At 34.8% G+C, this 22,407-nt stretch carries 19 protein-coding genes and 1 riboswitch; of the genes, 14 read left to right on the top strand and 5 right to left on the bottom strand.

Features of this window, described 5'->3' with window-relative positions; translation table 11 throughout:
- Nucleotides 1-78 precede the first annotated feature (78 nt).
- Entirely contained in the window at nucleotides 79-882 is an 804-nt protein-coding gene (locus tag MKY02_RS14675) for an EcsC family protein (protein ID WP_038190246.1), read from the bottom strand.
- A 151-nt stretch (nucleotides 883-1,033) separates the two neighbouring features.
- Complete coding sequence (locus MKY02_RS14670; protein ID WP_076033946.1) at nucleotides 1,034-2,227, bottom strand: M20 family metallopeptidase; 1,194 nt, start codon at nucleotides 2,225-2,227, stop codon at nucleotides 1,034-1,036.
- Between the two features lie 252 nt (nucleotides 2,228-2,479).
- On the opposite strand from MKY02_RS14670, the gene MKY02_RS14665 reads away from it, so the two are divergent.
- The 10 genes from MKY02_RS14665 (at nucleotide 2,480) to MKY02_RS14620 (ending at nucleotide 14,728) form a co-directional block, all read left to right on the top strand.
- A complete protein-coding gene (locus tag MKY02_RS14665) occupies nucleotides 2,480-2,986 on the top strand; it encodes a hypothetical protein (protein ID WP_076033945.1) in 507 nt (168 codons plus the stop codon).
- A 279-nt stretch (nucleotides 2,987-3,265) separates the two neighbouring features.
- Nucleotides 3,266-4,531, top strand: coding sequence for a M48 family metallopeptidase (locus MKY02_RS14660; protein WP_038191142.1), 1,266 nt, complete (start codon nucleotides 3,266-3,268; stop codon nucleotides 4,529-4,531).
- A gap of 260 nt (nucleotides 4,532-4,791) precedes the next feature.
- Complete coding sequence (locus tag MKY02_RS14655; RefSeq protein WP_038190232.1) at nucleotides 4,792-5,601, top strand: YitT family protein; 810 nt, start codon at nucleotides 4,792-4,794, stop codon at nucleotides 5,599-5,601.
- Nucleotides 5,602-6,071: 470 nt separating this feature from the next.
- The gene (locus MKY02_RS14650) at nucleotides 6,072-6,920 is read left to right on the top strand and encodes a MurR/RpiR family transcriptional regulator (protein ID WP_076033944.1); all 849 of its coding nucleotides are present in this window, start codon (nucleotides 6,072-6,074) and stop codon (nucleotides 6,918-6,920) included.
- Nucleotides 6,921-6,967: 47 nt separating this feature from the next.
- Nucleotides 6,968-7,807 carry a GNAT family N-acetyltransferase gene (locus MKY02_RS14645; protein WP_076065138.1) on the top strand — a complete coding sequence of 280 codons (840 nt, stop codon included), beginning with the start codon at nucleotides 6,968-6,970 and terminating at the stop codon, nucleotides 7,805-7,807.
- Complete coding sequence (gene menC, locus MKY02_RS14640; protein ID WP_445329612.1) at nucleotides 7,804-8,952, top strand: o-succinylbenzoate synthase; 1,149 nt, start codon at nucleotides 7,804-7,806, stop codon at nucleotides 8,950-8,952. Before MKY02_RS14645 ends, menC begins: the two co-directional genes overlap by 4 nt.
- A 227-nt stretch (nucleotides 8,953-9,179) precedes the next feature.
- A complete protein-coding gene (locus MKY02_RS14635; RefSeq protein ID WP_340711436.1) occupies nucleotides 9,180-10,208 on the top strand; it encodes a dipeptidase in 1,029 nt (342 codons plus the stop codon).
- Nucleotides 10,209-10,315: 107 nt separating this feature from the next.
- The gene (locus MKY02_RS14630) at nucleotides 10,316-11,734 is read left to right on the top strand and encodes a serine hydrolase domain-containing protein (protein WP_076033942.1); all 1,419 of its coding nucleotides are present in this window, start codon (nucleotides 10,316-10,318) and stop codon (nucleotides 11,732-11,734) included.
- A gap of 12 nt (nucleotides 11,735-11,746) precedes the next feature.
- On the top strand, nucleotides 11,747-11,968 hold the full coding sequence (locus MKY02_RS14625; protein ID WP_340711434.1) for a hypothetical protein: 222 nt from the start codon (nucleotides 11,747-11,749) through the stop codon (nucleotides 11,966-11,968).
- 1,146 nt (nucleotides 11,969-13,114) lie between these two features.
- Nucleotides 13,115-14,728 carry a bifunctional metallophosphatase/5'-nucleotidase gene (locus tag MKY02_RS14620; RefSeq protein WP_235175784.1) on the top strand — a complete coding sequence of 538 codons (1,614 nt, stop codon included), beginning with the start codon at nucleotides 13,115-13,117 and terminating at the stop codon, nucleotides 14,726-14,728.
- Between the two features lie 377 nt (nucleotides 14,729-15,105).
- Here the strand turns inward: MKY02_RS14620 and MKY02_RS14615 are convergent, their stop codons facing one another.
- Nucleotides 15,106-16,365, bottom strand: a complete 1,260-nt coding sequence (locus tag MKY02_RS14615; RefSeq protein ID WP_076065135.1) for an MFS transporter — start codon at nucleotides 16,363-16,365, stop codon at nucleotides 15,106-15,108.
- A gap of 425 nt (nucleotides 16,366-16,790) precedes the next feature.
- Between MKY02_RS14615 and MKY02_RS14610 the strand changes: the two genes are divergently transcribed.
- A complete protein-coding gene (locus tag MKY02_RS14610; RefSeq protein ID WP_038190220.1) occupies nucleotides 16,791-17,399 on the top strand; it encodes a histidine phosphatase family protein in 609 nt (202 codons plus the stop codon).
- Nucleotides 17,400-17,657: 258 nt separating this feature from the next.
- Complete coding sequence (locus MKY02_RS14605; RefSeq protein ID WP_038190217.1) at nucleotides 17,658-18,308, top strand: SIMPL domain-containing protein; 651 nt, start codon at nucleotides 17,658-17,660, stop codon at nucleotides 18,306-18,308.
- 166 nt (nucleotides 18,309-18,474) lie between these two features.
- Here the strand turns inward: MKY02_RS14605 and MKY02_RS14600 are convergent, their stop codons facing one another.
- Nucleotides 18,475-19,308, bottom strand: a complete 834-nt coding sequence (locus tag MKY02_RS14600; RefSeq protein WP_076033939.1) for an aldo/keto reductase — start codon at nucleotides 19,306-19,308, stop codon at nucleotides 18,475-18,477.
- Nucleotides 19,280-20,497, bottom strand: a complete 1,218-nt coding sequence (locus tag MKY02_RS14595; RefSeq protein ID WP_051448839.1) for an MFS transporter — start codon at nucleotides 20,495-20,497, stop codon at nucleotides 19,280-19,282. Before MKY02_RS14595 ends, MKY02_RS14600 begins: the two co-directional genes overlap by 29 nt.
- A gap of 167 nt (nucleotides 20,498-20,664) precedes the next feature.
- Here MKY02_RS14595 and MKY02_RS14590 point away from each other — a divergent pair, with 167 nt between their 5' ends.
- Together MKY02_RS14590 and MKY02_RS14585 are read left to right on the top strand one after the other, a co-directional pair.
- Nucleotides 20,665-21,030 (top strand): winged helix-turn-helix transcriptional regulator, encoded by a 366-nt coding sequence (locus tag MKY02_RS14590; protein ID WP_038191115.1) that lies wholly within the window; start codon nucleotides 20,665-20,667, stop codon nucleotides 21,028-21,030.
- A gap of 178 nt (nucleotides 21,031-21,208) precedes the next feature.
- Nucleotides 21,209-21,286, top strand: a riboswitch (ZMP/ZTP riboswitch).
- 73 nt (nucleotides 21,287-21,359) lie between these two features.
- Nucleotides 21,360-22,406, top strand: coding sequence for a solute carrier family 23 protein (locus MKY02_RS14585; RefSeq protein ID WP_038191113.1), 1,047 nt, complete (start codon nucleotides 21,360-21,362; stop codon nucleotides 22,404-22,406).
- Nucleotide 22,407: the final 1 nt, after the last annotated feature.

The following is a 22,407-nucleotide window of genomic DNA, read 5'->3' as shown; positions in this document are numbered from 1 at the left end:
TTTTAGATAGATTATATATACTGGTATGAGAGACCTTATCCAATAATGGGTAAGGTCATATTTGTTTTTAATGATGATTTAATCAAACTCATGATACTGCAACTTTTCAATTATCCTTCTCTTTCTGTATAGCATTTTGCTCGCTTCCGCTATATCATGGACTGCTGACCGATTAATGAATGCACCGAATAAGAGACCAGCAATCGGAATCATTTGAAACAGTTTCTTCCAGCCAAATTGATCTCGGTAAGAATACACGACTTCACGCCAACCTTGCATTTCGGATATAACCTCTCGTTTTACTGTCTCATCTTGGTTATCAAACATGGATAATTGGGAAAGGATTGCTTCCTTACCGATAATGTCAGAGGAGATAAATTGAAGACATTTTACGATAAATAAACGTTCTTTTTTTTCATTTGGGTCATAGCCATAGCAAATTGCAATGTCCTGTATAGTTTTTAACTGTAACCCTAAAAGGAGAGGGATATCGATTGATAATGTAAATATACCTCCGATTCCGGTACCAGCGCCTTGTAGTGTTGCTAAATTTTTTCTGTTTTTAGTCAGCCCATCAACTGCATGATCCATCTTAGAGACAGGCAGCATTTTCACATCCTCAATTGTTTGTACTTCAAGCTTAGGATAATACGAAGGGATTTTAGATACTGAACTTAGATAGTTTCCACCTGTTTGAACGTATTGGCCAAGCTCGTCCAGTAGAATGCCGATTTTATCTTGAATGAACTTAGGTGTCCATTTATCGATGATTTTAAATGGCAACCGCCCAATTTTCTCGAAAAACCATAGATCATTTTGATCCTTTTCCCATGCTTCTACCTTGTTAAATTCTTCTGTTAACCATTCCTTAGAATCATTCACTCATTTTATCTCCTCATTCTTTGAATACTAGTAATACGAATATGTGAATGCAAAGTTTCACTTCTAGTGATAGTCACAAAAAAGTATCAGTCTATGAATCTCTTCTTAGCCTGATACCTCACATTATTATTAAGTTCATTTTGGCTATTTGTTACTTTGTTATATGTTCTTCTTTATTGTTATTTATAGTATAGTCGTTTACAAATTTATCTCCAAAGGCGATACATAGCTCTGCAACTAGGGCACAACGTTTTGCAAACATATCGAATTGAATATGTTCATGTCTTGCATGTGCTCCATCTCCTGGAATACCTAGTCCATCAATAGTTGGAATACCTAAAGCAGAAGTGAAGTTGCCATCACTTGCTCCTCCTACACTAGATTCATTAACTTCAATGTTCAGTTTTTTACCTGCTTCTTGAGCAATTTTAAATAATTGTTGATTGGCTTCGCTTCTCTCAAGCGGTGGTCGATTCAACTCACCAGTTATGCTCAGTTTAGCCAATGGATTTTTCGGAGTAAGTTGTTCGATTGCTTGCATAATTCTTTCCGCTTCAAGCAATGTAGAAATTCGAAAGTCTACGTCAATAGATGCGTATTCTGGCACTACATTTATCGTTGTACCACCACGAATCACACCTACGTTCACTGTTGTCCCTTTACCATAATCAGTTAGCTCTTGGAGTTGTTGTACTAGGTAAGATATCTCTAATATAGCGTTGACACCATCTTCATGGTTATTTCCAGCGTGTGTACTTATTCCTTGTACTTCTAATTGATACATTCCCATACCTTTTCTAGCTGTTTTCAGGTTACTCGTTTGGGCCTCAGGGGGCTCCATCACAAAAACCGCCTCACATGTTTTTGCCACCTCTTCAATCAATTCTCTAGAGGATATACTACCGATTTCTTCATCTGAAGTAAGTAAAAATACAGGAGATATTGGTAACGTTTCTAAAGTGTTTTCTAATGAAGAAATCGCCCAAATAGATGACAATAATCCTGCTTTCATATCAAACACTCCCGGGCCATAAAACTCGTCATTTTCAAAATGAATTGGTAATTCACCTTTTGGCCAAACAGTGTCAAAGTGGCAAAGGAATAGGACACGAGGTTTTGCGGAATGTTCTTTCTCGAACAGGAGGTGATTTCCATATTGGTTGTTCATATATTCCGTACAGATGTAATCTTTACCAAGACGTTTTTGGATAATAACCTTAATCAGATTTCCTGTTAAATCTACGAGATTCTTATCATAACTGGGTGACTCAGCTTGTACGAGATTTAAAAGATCTTCTTTAATAGTTTGTTGATGATGCAATAAAAAGTCGTAATTAACTGTCATACAGGCAACACATCTCCCTATATTCTAATTTGTAACTTAATAATAACCTTTAACATTTGTGTAAATCAAAGTATTTTTAATATTTAAAATATAATAAATAAAAGAACTGTTAAAGCTTAATGTTGATTTGTAGTTGATAAGCTAACGGGCAGATTAATTGAATAAAGAAAAAATCTGTAAATTAAATACAGGGTTATTGTGAATTTATGTAGAATATATATGTCTTATTCTATATGAAATCAGGAGGCTCTTATGAAAACATGGATGAAACTTGAAGACCCCAATAATAAGTACGGTGCCAAGTTTACTTTGGGCGATAGAAATATTATGTTGCCGCCAGGTGCAGTGATATCTGTAACAAGAGGAGAACTGTTCAATATTCCACGCTTGATCATAAATGGGATGCTAAATCAATTCATAATGAAAGCACTGACAAAAAATGAAAACCTACTATATGCTGAGCTGACTGGACAAATACAAGGAGGAATAGGGCAAACGATAACAGTTTGGAGAGATGGTAACCGTATGAATGAATTTAAGAAGAGTGGCTCCCACAACTTTGCACGAAGATTTTTTAGTTGGGTATTTTATAGTGGGAAAGTACAGTCCTATTTTTTAACGTGGGGACACATTGGACACCTTTCTTCAACAGATGAAATAACTACATTTGTAAAAAAATATGGTCGTCATTTTGATGGAGGTAAATTAGTAAAGAATGCGAATCCACCAAAAACAACAATAAAGACTAACAAAGTCTAAATAAAATAAAAAAAGTAGATATATAAAATCGTTAAAGCTTTGGGAAATTAATAGAATTACTTGCTCATTTCTAATACCAACAATTAAAAACATGATTTTGCCCGTATTGGGGAAGAATATTCTTATAGATTTTTTCAAAAAGAATAATGTTCGTTGCCGATTTTTATCTGTATCTGTGCTTAGCTAATCTTAATAAAGCTTTAACATAGAAATCTGTTCTATCTTTGTCGTTTTAGATTACACTTATTGTAGGACGAACTGAACAAGGGAGTGAACGACATAGCAAAAAAATGGGGAATATCAGCTCTATTGATATTTGGTGTGTATGCTTTAGCGATGTATTTTTATATTTTTCATAGTGGTGGTGGGACTATACCAGCTGCTTTAAAGGGAACTGTCGCTGATCCAGCGATGTTTATGTCCGAGCACGAATTACTATTAAGTGGAGAGTACTCGAAAATTAGGAATTTCCTCTTTTTTGTAGCGACTCCGTTTGAATGGCTCGTCTACTTCTTAATATTGCTTGTAGGGCTATCTTTTATGTTAGAAAAATGGTCAGCAGCACTTTCCAAATGGACAATCGTAAAAAATGTAATCTATCTATTTTTGTTATCACTACTTACGTATATTGTATTATTTCCAATGGACTATTATAGCTTTACCTTAAGTAAAAAGTATGGAATTAGTACCCAAAGCTTTTCTTCTTGGATGAGGGATGGTGTGATAGACTTTTGGGTTAACTTAGGCATGACTGTAATAGTTGTGTTGGTTCTTTATTGGCTCATAAAAAAAAGTACCAAGAGATGGTGGCTATATGCCTGGCTATTAACAATCCCTTTCTCTATTTTTATCATGTTTATCCAACCGGTAGTAATTGCCCCGTTATATAACGATTTTTACCCGTTGAAAAATAAAGAATTAGAGACAAAGATTTTGTCGTTAGCCGAACAGGCAAATATTCCAGCTGAGCATGTGTTTGAAGTGAACATGGCGGAAAAGACGAATGCTCTAAATGCTTATGTTACTGGTGTTGGTAGTAATTCGAGGATTGTGCTTTGGGATACTACATTAAATCGTTTATCAGATAAAGAAATTTTATTCATAATGGCACATGAAATGGGACATTATGTAGAGAAACATATTTATTTTGGCCTGGTTGGTTATATCTTCATGACGCTTATTGGACTTTGGTTAACGTCGAGGATTATGACTTGGATTATTGCAAGACATGGAAGGGTATTAAAACTAAAGAAGATTAGTGACATTAGTTCGCTCCCATTGTTTTTACTAATTACTTCGATGTTATTATTCGCTTCAAGTCCAATCTCGAATTATGTCTCTAGATATCAGGAATCAAGAGCTGACCAGTATGCAATAGAGTTAATGGGGGATAAAGAGGCAGCGGTGACGGCGTTTCAAAAACTCACAAAATCTGGATTAAGTGAAGTAAATCCGCCTTTACTTGTGAAATGGTTCCGATATACGCATCCTCCAATGTTAGAAAGAATTTATAAAGTTGCCGATCAAACAAGTGTAGAAGAGTAATGAAGGCTATACATGAATTGTTCATATATTTATATTTGTGAATAATTCATGTTGTTACTGCTGGGTTATAGTTATTCCTATTTTTCAGAAAAAACTATTAAATTTTTTAATCGTTAAAACTCAACTATAATATAATTCAATTGTGCTTATGACATGGTCACCGAGTTAAGATTCGGAAGCGTTAGTATGAGATGTTGTGTGAATTTTTAAAAAAGAATAAAAAAATAGTAGCACAGGATTATTTGGTAGGGAGAGTAGCTATGCGCAATATTTTTATAATTACAATAGGTTCTATTTTAGTGGGATTTGCTTATAACTTTTTGTTGATTCCTCATGAAATTCTTAGCAGTGGATTAAGTGGAATTGCTATCATGCTTGGTCTAGTAACGCCTTTCAATACAGGTATTTTAAACTTTTTATTAAATCTTCCTTTACTTATTATAGGTGTAATGAAATTAGGTAAACGGTTTATTGGATATACGATTCTTTCAGTACTAGTACTTTCAGTTAGTTTGTATGTAATTCCTGTTTATCAAGTAACACATGAGCCCCTTCTTGCATCACTGTTTGGTGGAGTTATTACAGGAATTGGTATTGGGATAATTTTTAAAGCTTCAGGATCATCAGGTGGCTTTGATATTATTGCGATGCTTCTAAATAAGAAAAGAGATTTTCCTCTTGGGGCGATGATTTCTGCGATGAACGCGATCGTTGTAGTGATTTCTGGCTTTGTATTTAGCTGGGATGCAGCTTTATACACGCTTGTAGCGATTTATGCGACGGGTAAAGTTATTGATACGATTCATACGAATCACATTAAACTAACTCTGATGATTATTACGGGTAAAGGTGACGAAGTGAAAGAGAAATTACTTGCGAATCTATATCGCGGAGTTACAATTATGGATGGTGAGGGAGCTTATACTGGTGAAGGTAGAAAAGTCCTTATTACTGTTATCACTCGTTATCAATTATCAGAAGTTAAAGAAATGATTACTGAAGTTGATCCAAATGCGTTTGTGAACATCACAGAGACAAAAGAAGTTATAGGGATGTTCCACCGTGGATAAGAGTTATTAAATATAGAAGCAATTATCTCAGTGAATCATTTAAAATGATAAGAGGTAATTGCTTTTAATTTTTGAATAGAGGAAAAAATACAGACGTGTTAAATTTTAATGCCAGCAATATTATTAAACATCTGTATTCTTCAGGAAAACCTCGCGATGTAATTGAACATGATAAATTAAAGTGTCTTTAGAAGGAAGGTCATTCCTTTTATAGACACTTTTTTTATGAATACGTTCAATTTTTTATTTTATTTAGCCGTAAATCTCTATTTCAAATGAAACCTTGAATGCATTGTATGTTTTAAGATGGATGAAGATAAATTTGTATACGATTGAAATAAATCATTTCTAAATCAATGGGTAAATTAATTTATAATTTTCGGAATTTATTGTAATTTTAATTGAAAAGAAGAATAAACTTCATTATGATGAAAAAAAAGGAAATCCTTCGAGAAACAGGAGATAGATAAATGGATGAATTAAAGTCTAAGGTTCAATCAAAATATGATGAATTTTCAAAAGGTTTAAAGATGGTAGCAAAGCATTTTCTTGCAAATCCAGAGGCGTTTGCGATGAACTCAGGTGTTCAAGTAGGACAGGAGATTAATGTCAGTGAAACTACGGTTATTCGATTTTGTCACGCACTTGGATATAGTGGATACAGCGCTTTGCAAAAGGATGTTCAAGAACAACTGCTCAATAAAAAAAGTAGTTTATTTGAATTCCACTTTATGAAAAATTCCACTAAGATGGATCAAGAATTTTCAAAGAAAATGATGATAAAAGATGCTGAGTTGATATTGCAAACAGCTGAAAGGCTAAATGTAGGTGATTTTACAAAAGTAGTTGACCATTTAGCTCAATCAGAAAGAGTTCTTGTATCAGGTGTTCGATCATCTCATGCAATGGCACAGTGGTTTTCGTTTACTCTCGATTTAATGCGTGGAAATGTAAGATTATTCCGACCTGATACAGATGATATTATGTTACGTATTAGTGAAATGAATGAGAGAAGCACGTTTGTTGCATTTTCATTTCATCGTTATGCTTTGGAAACAATCAATATGGCGAAAGAAGCAAAGCGTCAAGGTGCGTTTGTAATTGGTATTACTGATTCAGAGGTTGCCCCAATTCGAGAACATGCGGATATCTTATTTACTGTACAACTACCAATTAAATCTACATTAGATGTCGCACCGGCAGTGTTTTCGCTGATGAACGCTATAGTTGGTGCTGTAGCAGTGAAAAATTCAGAACAGTTTGCAAAAAGAACTAAAGTATACGAAGAGCTACAATTAAACCGTTTTTTTGGAGAATGATATAAAACTTTGCTGGTGTTTATATAGAAAAATAGGTGAGGTGTAGAATGTTACAGATTAAGAGATTAGTAGATATCGAAGAGATAAGAGCCACACAGCAAATTGAAGAGAAGGTTTGGAAAATGCCAGTTATACCAATACACCAAACGTATACAGCATCGAAGAATGGTGGAATGATCCTAGGCGCTTATGATAATGATGAATTAGTAGGCTATCAATATAGCTTCCCAGGATTTAAGAATGGCAAAGCATATTTATGCTCTCATATGCTCGGTGTTTTACCTACTTATCAAAAAGGTGGATTAGGAGAAAAACTAAAAGCTGCTCAGAAGGAATGGGCACTTGAAATGGGCTATTCATTAATTGTTTGGACATACGACCCTCTAGAAAGCGTGAATGCTTACTTGAATCTACATAAGTTAAAAGGGATTGCAGCCTCCTATTTGGAAAATCATTACGGAATGATGGAAGATCCTCTTAATAAAGGAATTCCTACTGACAGATTTTTAGTAGAGTGGTGGATTCGTAGTGATCACATCCAGGGTGAACAAAAGAATGATGAAGTCCAAAGCTATGAACCGTTGATTGAAACAGAGCTCAAAAAGAGGCAGTTTCCGATTATTAGCTCTGAGATAGAGCCAATAAAAAATAAAAAGAAAGATATAATCTTAATTCCAATACCAGAGAATTTCCAACAAATGAAGCAACAACAGCCAAGTCTTGCATTGGATTGGCGCTATAAAACGAGAAAATGGTTTCAAGAATTGTGTTTGAATGACTACGTAGCAGTGGATGTAAAACGTAATTCAAAAGAAAAGGTGAGTTATTATGTGTTTCGAAAACGTAATAGTTTATCTTTAGTGGGAAATGAGGAGGGAAAATTATGATCTATAGTCCAATTGATATTCAAGAAGTTTGCCTACATCGACTTGTAATGAAATTAAAGGAACCATTTACCACAAGCTTTGGTACATTTCAGGAGAGAGAATTTTTTGTCATCGAAATGGTTGATGAACATGGCCTCTCTGGTTTTGGTGAATCCGTCGCTTTTGCAAGTCCTTGGTATAGTGAGGAGACTGTAAAAACAAATGAACACATGATGAGAGATATTCTAATTCCCTTGCTATTTAAGGATCCTATCGCTCATCCAGATGAAGTATCAGAGAGGTTTGGGGCTATTCGAAGAAATAATATGGCGAAATCTGCATTAGAGGGAGCGGTTTGGGATTTATTTGCGAAACGTAGCAATCTAACATTGGCAAATGCCCTTGGTGGAGAAAAGAAGCAGATAGAAGTTGGAATCAGTATAGGCATTCAATCCTCTGTAAAAGAGCTTTTAGAAATTATAAGTAATCATGTAGATGAAGGTTATAAACGAATCAAAATTAAAATAAAGCCTGGTTGGGATTACGACGTTTTGAAAGAAGTTAGAAAACATTTTCCTGATTTAGATATGATGGCAGATGCAAATTCAGCTTATACGCTGAAGGATATGGAACTGTTAAAAAGACTTGATGAATTAGATTTAATGATGATTGAACAGCCGTTAGAGCATGATGACATTATCGATCATGCAAAATTACAATCGCAGTTATCCACTCCTATTTGTTTGGATGAAAGTATTCATTCATTAGAGGATGCTAGAAAAGCTATAGAGTTAGGTAGTTGTAAGATTATTAATATTAAAATCGGCCGTGTTGGAGGATTAACTGAATCGTTAAAAATTCACAACTATTGTCTTGAGAAAGGAATCCCTGTTTGGTGTGGAGGAATGCTTGAATCTGGTATTGGCCGGGCCCATAATATTGCGCTAACAAGTCTATCTCAATTTGTTTTACCAGGTGATACAGCATCTTCAGATAGATATTGGGAAAAGGATATCATTGAGCCAGAAGTCATCGTCGAAAATGGCATGATCACGATACCAGATAGGCCAGGTATAGGCTATGAATTAAATCGTGAAGTTCTTGAATCGTACCGGGTAGAAAAGAAAATAGTTACGAAAAGCAATAAGGTTTCGTTGAAGTCATAAATCATTGATGTCGGGCTGTAATCCCCCAAAACAACAATTTTGCAAATAGTTGTAGGATATACCTCTCGTCATTTAAAACAAAATAAATATGTTTATTCTCATTATGCTTTTTAAAAAGTAAAGAACTTATGACAAGATTCGATAGTTCTAAATCAATACATTAATCAGAAAACAACAGAAATATAATTTACTGTAAATGAATCAATGATTATTGGGGGGTGAGAAAAATGGAGAATCAATTTTTTGTGCAAAAAAATCAGAATAGTCCGTTAGTTGTTGATGGACATTCTGATTTATTATCTGATGTACAGATTCAACGTGAAAAAGGTAGAAGAAAGGTTATTGAAACGGATTATTATGAACGTTTAGCAGCGGGTGGAGTAAATATCATTGTAGCTGCTCTATATGTTGACAGTAGTTTTCTTCCAGAAATGGGCCTTCGAAAAGCACTGGGGCAGATAAGTTATTTATATGAAGAGGTGCAAGAATCTCCAGAAAAATTGATGATTTGCTATAACGGAGAGGATATGGAACGAGCTAAACAAATGGGGAAAATCGGTTTCTTATTGTCTATTGAAGGGGCAGAGCCAATAGGAACGGATCTTAGTCTATTAAGAGTATTTTACGAATTAGGTGTACGGAATCTCGGGTTAGTTTGGAGTAGAAGAAATGCCGTTGGGGATGGGAGTTTCTTTCAGCCAATTCGTGAAGGAAGAAAAGGAGGCATCACAAGTTTTGGAGTTAAGGTGATTGAAGAAGCAGAAAAACTAGGTATAACAATTGATGTATCACATTTAAATGATGAAGGATTCTGGGATGTGATGGAAATAAGCAAAAAACCAATCATTGCATCACATTCAAATGCTCGCTCACTTTGTTCGACGATGCGAAATCTAACGGACGAACAGATTCTAGCTATAGCCTCAAAAAATGGTGTGATTGGAGTAAATGCAGCTAGCTTACTAGTTGCTGATGAGGATACCAATTGTAATATAGAGTATCTCATCAATCATGTCGATCATCTAGTAAAAGTTGCAGGTATTCAGCATGTTGGAATCGGGTTAGATCTTTGTGAAGATTTAATTAAATATATGTCACCAGCTGATTTGGCGAATATACCACGTAAGCCATTCGATGTCATTTCAGGTCATCAAGAGATTCCTCTATTTATCGAAGGACTTATAGATCGAGGCTATAAAGGAAATGAGATTGAAGCATTATTAGGAGGGAATTTCCTTCGAATCTTTAAAGGATAAAACGAATGATTAGATTTAAGTATTGCAATTATTCTTAAGATAAATTTTAATAGATATATTTTTTAGTTTTAAAAATCAGGAAATTCAGAAATGGAGAGATGGACGATATGAAACAAGAAACAATGATGAAGGAATTCAATCAGTATGCAGGTGAAATTACGAAGAAATATCAAATTCCAGGCTTTGCAATGGGCTTAGCGAAAGAGGGTCAATTATTTTATGAAAATGATTTTGGTTATCGAAATATAGAAAAAGAGCTTCCTCTATCATCTGATACTGTATTTGGAATTGGTTCAGTAACGAAATCATTTACATGCGTGGCTATTCTCCAGCTACAAGAGGCTGGAAAGCTGTCTGTTCACGATGCTGTTGTGCAATATTTACCAGAATTTAAAACTAATAATGAAGAATATACGAAACAAATGACGATTCATCACTTTATGACTCATTCTGCAGGAATACCACCTTTAGCCGCATTAATAGGTGCAATGCGTACGAGTATGTTGCTGGATCCAACATTTGAAGAAGAGGGAAAGCCAGCAATGGATTTATCAAAGATACCTTCTATTGAAACATATGAGGAACTAATGAAAGATATCGCGAATGCAGATTTTACACTACTAGGTGCTCCAGGTACAGAGTTTAGCTATTCAAATGATTGTTATGCCCTTTTAGGTACTATTATCGAACGAGTCAGTGGAATCAGTTACGAACAGTATATGAAAGAATATATTTTAGGCCCGGCAGGTATGCACCGAAGTGTATTTCATTATGAAGAATTAAAAGGACACGAGGATGTTGCTACCATTTATAATTCACGAAAAAAAGAAGAAGAAACGATTGTGTTTGAATCTAATAATCCTTGGGATGCGCCGGCTATGCGTGCCGCAGGATTCTTGAAATCTACTATAAACGATATGATTAAATATTCTGAAATTTTTAGAAACAATGGAAAAGTAGGTTCAGTACAAATACTGACTCCAAAGAGCGTTGAATTAATGACAACACCTTATATCCAATGTGATCATGAGAAATATTACGGATACGGTTTAATGATAACACCTGACTATTTTGGCTATCGATTGATAGAACATGGAGGCTCCATTAAAGGAGTAGCAGCTCAATTGAATATGATTCCAGAATTAGGTTTAGCAGGAGTATCATTTACTAACTTAGCAGGAGTGCCTTCTACGCAACTATTATATAGTGCATTTGCAGAACAACTAGGTAGATCTATACATGATTGTCATTTTAGCTTGAAAGAAATTGACGTATCAGCTGAAAAGTTAAATGAATTTGAGGGTGAATTTGTATCAGGTGAAGGTTCGAAAGTGAAACTTCATATTGAAGAAGGAAAACTTCATATAAATGTAGATGGAATTCAAACAATAATAAAATTAATTGCTGAAGATACCTTTTTAGTACACATAAAAGACTCGAATATGATACTGCGTTTTAAAAGAGATGAAGAAGGAACAATTGTAAGGATTAAATGCGGATATAGACAAATTCCAAAGGTGGACTAAGGGGGGAGAAATTTGATTGTTAAACATCTAAAGAAATCGTATCTATTAATTACATTTTTTATTCTGTCTGTGTTTATATTGGTTGCTTGTAGTTCGGATAAGGAGTCTACCAAAGATCAAAGTGATGATTTAAACCAATCTACCTCGAGATTAAAATCAATGATTAAATTAATTAATACTCGTCGATTAGAACCGATTACAGCTGGTGCTCTTACAAATCAAAGAGAAAGTTAAATCAATTTAAGAAAAAAATTAAAAAGTGTCTTGAATAGTAGTTGTTACGGAACTGACCCAGTATATAAGACTGAAATATAAAAGCATTCACCCAACCAGTTGTCGGTATTGTACCGGCGACTGGTTGTTTAGTTTCTGATATATTCGAATGATTTTTGATAGTTTTTTCCTAAATGGAGCAGTTAAACAACCTTTAAGAAAAAATAATACTAATACTACTTAGCGAATTATTAAACTACTAATTTAAAAAAGAGCTGCAATTTGGTATCTTATGTTTGAACTTATATGAACAAAGTTGTCATATTAAAAGTCATATTTTATAGAAAAATGTAAATTTGATAAAAATTTAAGAATATTATGTATTTTAGGTAACAGAATTATATGAATTTATATATAATGATAGAAGGTAGAGTCATCTATTTTGGATTGCACAAAACCAATATAAGGATAATTTAAGGGGATGTTTAAATGGAAAAACGTAATTATAAGTTTGTAAAACCGGCTGCATCATTAATATTAGGAGCAACAGTTTTAATAGGATCTCTTGCTACGTCGGAATCAGTAGATGCTGCGTCTTCAAAATATCAAGTTTCTAATAGTAAATTAGTAGTCAAGAAAACAGGTAAAACTGTAAAAGGGTATAAGCAATTTAATAGTAAACTCTACAAAGATGGCAAACTTTATACAGGATTAAAAGGCGGTATTTATTATAAAAACGGAAAGAAGGGCACTGCTAAATATAAAGGTGTCTATTATTCAAAGGGGAAGGCTTTTACAGGGGTGAAAAGCAATACCTATTATAAAAATGGGAAAGTAGCGACAGGATGGTATGGAAAAGATAGTGCTCACATCTATTATGTGAAAGGAAAACCATTTACAGGAATCGGTGCCAATACAGGTCGATACTTTAAAAATGGTAAACTCAGCACAGGTTGGTATGGTGATGGAGCAAAACGTTCTTATTATGTAAAAGGAAAAGCGTTTACAGGTATCTCAGAAAAAACAGGTCGTTACTTTGTAAAAGGTAAGTTAAATGTGGGTTTAGCACTTTATAATGGAAAATTATTCAACGGTGAAAAGTTAAATGCAGGGGTCATTCAATACAATAACGTTTGGTACAAAGATTCTACAATTGCGAACGGTAAAATCACAACTCCGGATGGCAAAGAAATTAATGTAGTTGATGGCGTAGAGAAGAATTTTGCATTATCAATCATGCACACGAATGATACGCATGCTCATTTAGACAATGCGGCAAAAAGAACAACAGCTATCAAAAATATTAGAGCAAAAAATCCAGATGCATTATTACTAGACGCAGGTGATGTATTTAGTGGAACTCTATATTTCAATGAATTCAGAGGACAAGCAGACTTAAAACTGATGAATTTAATGGGCTATGATGCTATGACTTTTGGAAATCACGAGTTCGATTTAGGTTCAAGTCCAGAAGGGCATCAAGCTTTAGCAGATTTTATTAAAGGAGCAAACTTCCCATTCATTAGTGCCAATGTAAATTTCTCAGCAGATGCGCGTTTTACAGGTCTATTTACAGATTTAATTTCAAGTGAACCTGAAAAAGGAAAGATTTACAATGGTATTGTTAAAGTAATAAATGGCGAAAAAGTCGGCATTTTTGGATTAACAACTGAAGAAACAGTAGATATTGCGAGTCCAGGAAGTATAGCGTTTGAAAATTATATTACAGAGGCTGAAAAAGCAGTAAAAGCCTTTGAAGGTCAAGGCGTTGATAAAGTTATTGCGCTTTCACATATTGGATATGATGATAATGCAGCGGTAGACAATGATTTAACATTAGCTGCAACTGTAAAAGGCATTGACGTTATCGTTGGTGGACATAGCCATACAGAATTAAAGAAACCAGTTATTGTAGACCAAGATAGCAACAAGCAGAAAAAAGATCCAACTGTTATCGTCCAAGCATACCAATATAGCGATTTTTTAGGTACGTTGGATGTAGAGTTTGATACTAAAGGTACAGTAGTGAAATCTGATGGCGAGCTTATTGCATTAAAAACTTTAACAGATGATCCAGAAGCGGTTGCTATATTAAAACCATATTCTGATAAAGTTGCAGAAGTAAACAGTAAAGCTATCGGAGCAGTAGCAAAAAGTGCACTAGAAAACCCAAGAAAAGATAATTCAGCAACTGATAAGATTAGTGTACGTAGCAATGAAACTGCACTTGGTAACATCATTACTGACGGTATGCTAAGTAAAGCTAAGACTAAGAATAAAGATGTTATTATGGCGCTTCAAAACGGTGGTGGTATTCGAGCTGGTATTGATGCAGGTGAAATTACTGTCGGCGAAGTGATTACAGTACTACCATTTGGTAATACATTAGCAACAATGACTTTAACAGGTGCAGATTTAAAACTAGGATTCGAAACGAGTTTTAAAGAATATCCAGCAGAAAGTGGCGGCTTCCTTCATGTATCTGGTGCTAAAGTAGAATTTGACTCAAGCAAGCCAGTTGGTCAACGTGTAGTTTCCATTAAATACAAAGATGCAAGCGGCAATTACATTGCAATTCAAGACGGTGAAAACTACACTGTAGCAACTAATGCCTTTACTGCCAAAGGTGGAGACGGCTACGACATTTTTGCCAAAGCATATGCAGAAGGTCGAGTAACAGACCTAGGTCTTTCGGATTGGGAAAACTTAGCGGAGCAGTTAACATCACTAAAAGAAATTAACCCAACTACAGAAGGACGAATTGTAGATATTGCAAAGTGATTTAATACCAATCGGCAAAATTATGAATTTCATGTTAGGTTAACCAATTAATATAATGTATCCCCCTGATAGCTATAAATTGGGGGGATACTTCTTAAGCTATAACTATCTTAATAAATTACAATCAATATAGTTAGCTTAGAGATCATGTCTATTAGCGCACAATCTCAATAGCTTACATATTCACTTTGTATGAATAACTCACTTTTGTGATCATAGAAAAAGCACCTCCGAAATGAATTTTGGTATCTATACCTGAATTCAATCGAAGATGCTTTTTTATTTGTCTATATCTTAGGGACAGTCTCTATCCCTCTAAGACACTTTTATGGCATTGAACTTTAATTGAAATATGAAAAAATATGCTGTATAACGGGTTATATCTCTTCTAATTTAGGTTGATGTTTTTTCAACATGATGACGAATAAACTAGCTAACACACACATACTACCAGCTAAAATAAAAGCCCATTGATAGGAACCAAATACTTTGAAAATAACTCCACCACCAAATGCTGCAACCCCTGCGCCAACTTGATGAGCAGCCATGATCCAGCCATACATTAAGGTGCTTTTCTTAAGACCAAATTCCCGTCTTGCCAATCCAATAGTAGGTGGGACAGTGGCAATCCAATCTAAACCATAGAAAATAGAAAAAATAACTAGCCATAAGTAAGAACCTTGAGCTAAAGCAAACGGTAAAAACAGTAGGGATATTCCACGAAGCACGTAATACCAAAATAGCAGCCAACGATTATCAATTCGATCAGATAACCAGCCAGATAAGGTTGTTCCCACTAAGTCGAATACCCCCATAAATGAGAGCATTGCCGCGGCTGTTACAACAGGGATTCCAAACCCTATGCAATAGGAGATGAAATGAGTTCCAATTAAACCGCTAGTAGATAAACCACATATGAAGAAACTTCCTGCAAGTAGCCAAAATTCTTTTAGTCTCAAGCCTTCCATAAGTGTACCTAGTGCTAATTTAAATGGATTTTGCCTAAGAATAGGTTGTTCAGCAGATTGATCATTACCCTCCTGCCCATACGGTAGAAGTCCCTTGTCTTGGGGGAAGTCCTTCATAAACAGAAGGATTAATAATAAGATTAATAGACTAAGAATAAAGATAAGTCCTGTGGCGTAACGCCAAGAATATTGGTCAATGATTGTAGCTAATACAGGTAATAATATTAATTGTCCAGTTGCTGTACTTGCCGTTAAAATGCCAACTGCGAGACCACGGTGTTTCACAAACCAGCGATTTGCAATTTGTGTACTGAGTACGGTTAAGAATAATCCAGAACCAATACCGATCATGACACCCCAAATCAGTATTAATTGCCATTGTGATTGCATAACTAAAGTCAATGCAAGACCAGTTGACAATGTTAGCATTGAATAGAGCATCATTCGTTTTAAACCAAAAACCTCTACAAACGCTGCCATAAAAGGTCCCGAGAAGCCATATAAAAATAAGCTCACTGCGAAGGCAAAGGAAATGGCAGGGCGACTCCAGCCAAACTCAAGCTCAAAAGGATCTATAAAAACACCTGATGAGGATCTAATGATACCTGCAACAATAATAGATAAGAATGTAACTGGTAGAATAATCCAGCTATAGTGAACCTTTTTCATTAAGAACTTCAACTCATTTCTAGTTAATAACCATAGAATTATCAGTTTTATATAAAAAAATATGAAATGCTACATAAAGACAGTGATGAGATTAGTATGCTAAATAATACGAATTGTCTGATATAATGTCAATAGGTTGGACTAAGTTAAATTGGTTAATATCAGTTTAAAATGTTAAGTTCATTAACAAACCATGGTATAGAGCATGTTGAGCTTATACTTATCATATTGAAAATGATGAATTCCGCAATGAAAGTATTGTGTTTTTTATCTTAGAAATAGAATAGATAGTTTTGGTAAATTCAAAAATTATTGAGAAGCAGATCTATGAAATGCACAACTGAGAGGTTTTTCTAAATACTAGAACTATCTAGTAGTATATTAATTAAAACTGACATTTATTATAACTAAGGGGTGATCATACTTTGAATCAAACGATTTATTTACTCCGACATGGAGAAACTGTCTTTAATTCGCAAGGTAGGTATCAAGGTGAACTGGATTCACCATTAACAGATGATGGAATTGCCCAAGTAAATAGTATTGCTAGATTGTTAAAGATGTATATTGGAGATCCAAAAAAGTGGGCTATTATATCGAGCCCTTTAGGTAGAGCTATGCAAAGTTCTGAGATTATCTGTAATACATTAGGATTTGATGTAACTAAGGTAGAGAAGGATAATCGCTTAAGGGAGGTATCTGTTGGCTCTTGGGCGGGCTTAACAATGAAAGAAATTGAAGAAAAATGGCCGAAACTTCTAAAACATACAGATCACTACAATTGGTTTTTTAATTCACCTAATGGAGAAAGTTATACTTCTGTTGAGGAAAGAGTAGCAGATTGGCTAAAAAGTATTGAAGGTCGTGAGAAAATTATCGCTGTATCACATGGGTTAACAGGTAGAATATTAAGAGGAGTATACACCAATTTAGAAAAAACCCAAGCTTTAAAATTAGAAGTATCTCAAGATATATTCTTTAAATTAGAAAATCATAATGTTGAGAGATTTAGTATAGAATATGATGAGTATTAATTGTATATCGATTCTAATTGGCCATTTGATAGGGACTATTCAAATGGTCTTTTTTCTACTACTTAAGTGATTAGTATTTTCTTTTAGATTAAAAGATTTCTTGAGTGAAGTGAAATTGTTAATTATGTCTACCTTTTACTGTAGCATTAAAAAATATAATAGAACCTACTTCAAGTTATCTATTTGAATTCGATTAACAAGTTTTCAATGTACAAAGCATAGGATTAATAATATGAACAAAACGGAAGGTGGAATTCAGTGTTTAATCCAAATGCTCATCAACTATCATGTAACTCATTTCGTGTTATAACAGTCACGGGTAACGGGAAAGTTGCCGTTCAACCAAGTTATGTGGAACTTCAAATAGAAGTGATCACAGAAGGAAAAGATGTAAGTAAAGCGCAACAGGAAAATGCAAATATCATGAATCGTGTAATACAATCTATTTTGTCACTTAACATTCCAAGGGAGAATATTCAAACTGCTGCCTATAATATTGTGCCAAACTATGATTACATCGAAGGAAAACAGGTTTTTAGAGGTTATGAAGTGACTAATGCTCTTAATGTTAAAGTAAAAGATACAAGTCAAGTGGGCACTGTCATTGATACAGCTGTAAAAAATGGTGCAAATCGCGTTTCAGGAATTCAGTTTAAAATTGAAAATGGAGAATTTTATTATCAACAAGCGCTAAGTATAGCTCTCCATGATGCCCAAATGAAAGCAAAAACAATAGCCGAGACCATGCGATTACCAATGCTTCCACAACCGATAGAGATTGTAGAAGAGAGTAATGCGGGCCCTGTATTATATAAAACTGTTGCCATGGCTGAGCAGAATATCTCCACCCCAATCGAACAAGGGCAAATTACAATAAGTGCGTCATTAAGAGTCAAATTTCAGTATTAGTTTATAGGTGAATTTTCTAGCAAATTGAATAGGGAATAATGCAAAAATATAATCTTTTAATATAAATTGATTGGTAATAAAAAAGTAGATCACTAACAGTCTTAATAAAAAAACAACCCCAGATGAGTATAAATACTCGTCTGGGGTTATATATGATTAGCCTATATTAAAAATTAAATTCATCTGGGTTTGGACCACAGCGGAAATTCTCATTTAATCCATCAATTTGAGCCATTTCTTCAGTAGTTAGTTCAAAGTCAAAGACATTAATATTTTCTTCCATACGTGACTCAGTCATTGTTTTTGGAATTGTTACAACTTGATGTTGTATATCCCATTTTAAGACGATTTGAGCAGCTGTTTTATTATGTTTAGCAGCAATACTTTGTATAGTTTCATCTTTTAACAGTTCTCCGTTCATTAGTGGAGACCATGCTTCAACTTGGATATCGTGCTCCATGCAATAATTACGCACCTCTTGTTGTGTAAGACGTGGGTGGAATTCAATTTGATTGATAACTGGTTTGATTTCTGTTTCTTTAAGTAGATTTTCTAAGTGGTGAACTTGGAAGTTACTTACGCCGATTGAACGAACTCGACCCTCTTTATAGATCGTTTCAAGTGCTTTATATGCATCCAAATATTGATCATGACCAGGCCAGTGGATTAAGTATAAATCTAAATAATCTAATCCCATTTTTGATAAACTGTCATCGTATGCAGCAAGTGCAGCTTCATAATTTAAGCCAGCATTCCAAACTTTTGATGTGATAAATAATTCCTCACGAGTAACTAAACCCTCAGCAATTGCCTCTTTAATACCTTGTCCTACCATTTCTTCATTGCCATAAATTTGTGCAGTATCAATACTACGGTAGCCTTTTTTTATAGCTGTTTTAACAGCTTCTGCAAGTTCTGCACCATTTTCTACACGGAAAACACCGTAGCCTAAGACTGGCATTTTGATTCCATTATTTAATGTTGTTGTTTGTAAGTTCATTTTGAACACTCTCCTCAGTTTTTTCTTGTTTGACACAGATTGCTGCTAAAATGACAGCTCCTGTTACCATAATTCCTGCAATCCATGTTGTATGGATTAATCCCATTGACTTGGCGATAACGCCTCCTGCATATGATCCAATCGCAATTCCAGCATTGAAAGCAGCAATATTAATAGCAGAAGCGACATCTACAGCGCTAGGGACAAAACGCTCAGCCAATATCACGACATAAGTTTGAAGCCCTGGGACATTCATAAATGCAAAGAGCCCCATAAATAAAATCGTAATTAGACCAGCTATTTTAAATGGTACGGTAAAGTAAAGAACAAATAACACAATCGCTTGAATCACGAACATATAAAATAATGCACGAATTGGATTGTTATTAGCTAGTTTACCACCAATAGTATTACCAATGGCAACTGTAACACCATAGAATAAAATAATTAGAGTCACGGTTTTTGCCGAAAAACCACTCACTTCTTGCAATAATGGTGATAGATACGTAAAGACGACAAATGTACCACCGTAACCTAGTGCAGTAATGATGAACACTAGCAATAATCGGCCGTTTTTTACTAGCTTAAGTTGTTCACCAAAACCGATTTTGGTACCTTTTTGGATAGAAGAAGGTATTAAAACCATATTGGCAATTAGTGCGAGAATACCAATAACGACTATAAATGCAAATGCCATGCGCCATCCGAATTGTTGTCCAATTAATGTACCGAAAGGAACACCTGTTATTGTAGCTACAGTTAATCCAGTGAACATAATCGCTATCGCACTTGCTCGACGATTTGCTGGTACAAGACTAGCAGCAATTGTAGATCCAATTGACATAAATACACCATGAGCTAAAGCAGAAACTAGTCTCGCTACAAGTAATATGCCGATAGTTGTAGAAAACATGGCTATACTATTGCCAATGATGAAAATTAGCATAATCCCTAGTAAAAGTTTCTTTCGAGGAATATGGGCTAGTAGAGATGTCAGTACAGGCGCCCCGATCATTACACCAATCGCATAAATAGACACGGTCAAACCAGTTACTTGAAGTGAAGTTTGTAAATCGGCTGCAATCATTGGTAGTAAACCAACGCTTATAAATTCTGTTGTCCCAATGGCAAAAGCAGTCACTGCCAGTGCAAGCAGAGCCTTTGTATTATTTTGTTGCTGTTCTTTCATAGAATCTCCTTCTTTTAATCAGTGTGCAATTACTTGCCAAATGTTCCGGAACAAATGTTATTATGGAGCATGCAGAACAGAAAGGGAAGTACGTACTTTTTTGTTATATAGGAACCTTTTAGTAACTGCGAACAAATGTTCTTTTAAATGAAAAGAGGTTATTAATGATGGAAACGAAGAAAAAATACAATATATCAGTTGAAGCAACACTTGAAGTTATCGGAGGAAAATGGAAATGTGTGATTTTATGTCATCTCACTCATGGAAAAAAACGTACAAGTGAATTGAAACGACTGATGCCAAATATTTCGCAAAAAATGTTAACTCAGCAATTACGTGAATTAGAAAATGATGGTGTCATTAACCGTATTCTATATCATGAACTACCACCAAAAGTAGAATATGAGCTAAGCGATTACGGTAAAAGTTTAGAACCTATACTGACTTCACTTTGTAATTGGGGCGAGGAACATATTGTCAAAGTGTATGGTAGTAAAGAGGGTTACTTAGAGGATAATGGATTAAATGATTAGTTATAATGAAAAATACGGTTAATATCCAAAAAAAGGATTATTATATTAAAACGTTCGTGTTTTGTATAATTAATAATATAAATGTTGAATAACGTTCGTGATTTAATGGTAATTACATTTATTTCATAATAAAATATGTTGTATTATTCGTGTGTTAGCGATAAAATAATGGATATTCCAATCTATATGTAACTGGCGTAGCATGGATTACCATGAGGGAGCATATAGAAATTCGTCGTACGTCTGGGCAGGTATTTAGTAAGCGGAATTTTACTGAATACCTTTTTTGTTGGAAATTTTTATCGGAAAAGGTGAAAAAAGTGGATTTTATGAAGGATATTCTAGCAGCATTAGGTGTGTTGCTAAACGGTTTACCGCAAGGATTACTTGCATTATCATTTGGTTTTGCATCTGTACCAACAGCCTTGGCATTCTTTATCGGAGCAATTGGTAACTCGGCTACAGGCTCTATTCCAGTAATATCTTATCAGGCAGAGACGATTACTGTAGCTGGAACTATGGGGAAAAATATGCGCGAGCGCTTATCGATGATCTTCTTCGGAGCAGCTTTAATGACTGTTATTGGATTATTTGGTTTTCTAGAAAAAATTGTTGATTTTATCGGACCAGTTATAACAAATGGTATGATGGCTGGTGTTGGCATCATGCTCGTGAAAGTATCCCTTGATATGACGAAAAATCATAAAGCAGTTGGGATCTCTTCTTTTGTCGTTGCAATCATTACATATATGGTTACAAAAGATCTAGTCTATACCATTCTTTTCTCAGTTATTATTTCAAGTGTTGTTGGTCATTTTACGCAACAGGAAAAGACAACACAACAACCAGTGAAAGAAAAATTCGTTTTACAAAAGTTAACGCTTAATGTTTCAGTTATTCGCGGAGCACTTGCGATGGTTACGTTAAATATTGGTGCCAATATCGCATTTGGTAAAATTAATGGTGCATTAGCAAATCAAGAGGTTAATGTCGATCATTTAACGGTTATTAGTAGCGTTGCAGATATGGTATCTGCCTTATTTGGCGGGGCACCAGTTGAAGTTGTAATTTCTGCTACTGCAAGTGCGCCACATGCGGTGTTTGCAGGTGTTTTGATGATGGTTATGATGGGTGTTATTTTATTATGTGGTCTACTGCCGAAAATTGGCCGTTTTATTCCGAGTTCAACAATTGCTGGCTTTTTATTCGTTCTAGGTGCAATTGTCACTTTACCAGGTAATGCGACAGCTGCATTTGCTGGTGGCGGGGATTCTGCTATTGTTGGTGGTATGACGATGGTTGTTACAGCCATATCTGATCCGTTTTTAGGTATGCTTTCAGGATTGATTATTGAATTTTTATTATCTATATTTTAAT

The organism is Viridibacillus sp. FSL R5-0888 (genome assembly GCF_038009105.1).
Lineage (GTDB): Bacteria > Bacillota > Bacilli > Bacillales_A > Planococcaceae > Viridibacillus > Viridibacillus arenosi.
The sequence above is the reverse complement of the archived record's forward strand: the minus strand, read 5'-3'. Positions and strand labels throughout refer to the sequence as shown.